This is a genomic window from Microbacterium sp. MYb72 (assembly GCF_002979415.1).
Classification (GTDB): domain Bacteria; phylum Actinomycetota; class Actinomycetes; order Actinomycetales; family Microbacteriaceae; genus Microbacterium; species Microbacterium natoriense.
Map to the genome: position 1 here is coordinate 1 of NZ_PCOT01000067.1, position 1027 is coordinate 1027.

Here is a 1027-nt window from a genome sequence, read left to right on the forward strand (position 1 = left end):
ATGGCCTTACCGGACGTGCGGCTGCGAATAACCTTCGCAACATAGGCTCCCTGCTGCTTGGCCGCTGGTGCAATGCCCGGCACAGGCTTTCCATCCGGTCCTTCAACCAAAGCCGTATCACCGATCACGAAGATATTCTCATGGCCGACTACAGTCAGATCCGGAAGAACACGAACGCGACCAGCGCGGTCGCTCTCGGCACCCAACCATGCTGCCGCAGGTGATGCAGCAACACCAGCGGCCCAAATCGCTGTTTTGCAAGGAATGAACTCCTCGCCAACAGTCACGCCATCCTCTGTGATTTCCTTAACCGGCACACCGAGGCGTACTTCAACGCCGATCTTCTCCAAAGCATTTTGCGCGTAGTTTGATAGATCTTCCGGAAATGCTGCCAGAATACGTGGACCCGCCTCAACGAGCAGAATGCGTGCCTGCCGCGTATCGATATTGCGGAATTCCGGCCACATGGTCTGCTTGGCCAGTTCTGCAATAATGCCCGCCAATTCTACGCCGGTCGGTCCCCCACCAACCACCGAGAATGTGAGCAAAGCCTGTTGTTTCGCAAGATCGGTTTCGCGCTCCGCACGTTCAAATGCGAGAAGCAAACGGCGGCGAATGGTCGTAGCGTCCTCCAGCGCTTTCAGACCAGGAGCAACTTTTTCCCAACGATCATTGCCAAAATATGCGTGGCGCGCGCCCGTTGCGAGCACCAGCGTGTCATAGGCAATCTCCTCACCGTTTTCGAGCCACACCTTTTGGGCAGCAGCATCCACCCCGACAACCGTTCCAAGCAAGGTTGTGACTTCCTTACGGTCGCGAAAGAGGTGGCGGATCGGCCAGGCAATTTCAGAAGTCGCGAGAATGGTTGTGGCGACCTGATAAAGCAGTGGCTGGAAAAGATGATGATTGCGTTGATCGACGAGCGTTATGCGAACATTCGCGCCTTTCAGATCATGGATGAATTGCAGGCCGCCAAAGCCTGCGCCGACGACAAGGATATGGGGGGTATCCGGTCCGTTCATGGAAA

The 1027-nt window shown here is 55.9% G+C and carries 1 protein-coding gene; it reads right to left on the reverse strand.

Features of this window, described 5'->3' with window-relative positions:
• A partial coding sequence (locus tag CQ047_RS18630; RefSeq protein WP_105677541.1) for an NAD(P)/FAD-dependent oxidoreductase occupies window positions 1-1022 on the reverse strand: 1022 nt, incomplete at its 3' end.
• Window positions 1023-1027: the final 5 nt, after the last annotated feature.